This is a genomic window from Streptomyces sp. NRRL F-2664, from assembly GCF_000719345.1.
Lineage (GTDB): Bacteria > Actinomycetota > Actinomycetes > Streptomycetales > Streptomycetaceae > Streptomyces.
This window is the reverse complement of sequence record NZ_JOFX01000258.1, coordinates 1-1,210: the sequence shown is the minus strand read 5'-3', so window position 1 is coordinate 1,210 and position 1,210 is coordinate 1. Positions and strand designations below refer to the sequence as shown.

Genomic DNA, 1,210 nt, shown 5'->3' with positions numbered 1-1,210 from the left:
CGGCAGCACCGTGTGCACAGACGGCCGGCCCTGGCGGTCGTACTCCGTACGTGACAGGACCCGCCCGCCGGGGCCGGCCTCCTCCAGCACCGCGCCGGTGGCCAGGTCCACCACCCGCGAGGCGGAGGTCTCCGCGTCCGTGCCGGGCGCCACCGTAGTGGTCTCGGTCAGACGCCCGCCCTCCACGGTCCGGCTGACCTCAGTCTTCAGCTCGCCCGGCCCCTCACCCCGCCCCTCCTCACCCGCGCCCTCAGCCCAGGAGACGGTCTGGGAGGCAGGCTGCCCGTACCCGTCGTAGGTGAACGCCGTCTGCTCGCGGGCGGACAGCTTCCCGCTGCTGTCTGCGGTGCGGGTGACGGTCCCGGTGACCGTACGCCGGTCCCCGGAAAGGGATTTGACCGTCTCCTGCAGCACCTGCCCGTCTCGGTCCGTGGTCTTCTGCGACAGGATGAGGCCGGTGGAACCGTTCTCGGGGTCGTAGGCGGTCTCGGTGACGGTGCCGGTCTCATCCACGGTTTTCACCGCGCGGCCCAGGGTGTCGTAGGCGGCCGTGGCGACCGTCTCGCGTTTCTGCCCGGCGGAGTTGTAGACGGTGCTGGCCTCGCGCACCGGCAGGGCCCAGTCCGCAGGCAGCTCCTCACCGGCCGACGGCGGCGGGGCGGAAGAGCCGCCATCGTGCTGCCAGCTGTAGCCGCGCACGAGCTCGCCGGCCGCCTGCTTGCCCAGCGCGGAGGTGAAGCCCAGGAGGGAGACCTCGGTGGTGTAGGTGAAGCCGGTCCGCTGGTCGAAGACATCGTCCTCACCCGCGAAACCGCCCCCCGCCCCCGTGTAGGCACGCCCCTCCTCCACCGCGGGGGAGAACCGCTGCTCGGGCGCCGCCAGCTCCCCGCGGTCGTCGAGGGTGCGCAGGCGGGTCGCGGCCAGCGCCGGCACGGGAGATCCGGGGACCTCCTCGTAGGCGATCTCGGTCACCGCGCCGAGAGGCGAGGCGACGCGGGTGATGACGGGGCCGTGTCCGGCCAGCGGCCGCCCGTACTCCAGCCCCGTCACCGCCCCGTCCCCCGCGGTCGCCTTGCGGACCAGGCCGTCCTCCAGCTCCAGGACGGCGGTCAGGCGGTGGCCGTCGCCGGAACGGGCCGGGGCGGTGAACACGACCCGGCCGTCGTCGTAGGCGACGGTAGTGGCGGCGCCGTAGGGGTCGGTGACAGAC

At 73.7% G+C, this 1,210-nt stretch carries 1 protein-coding gene; it reads right to left on the bottom strand.

Going from position 1 to position 1,210, the window contains the following annotated elements:
• Positions 1 to 1,210 (bottom strand): hypothetical protein (locus IF89_RS0135630; protein WP_030777415.1); only part of this gene is annotated, 1,210 nt, incomplete at both ends.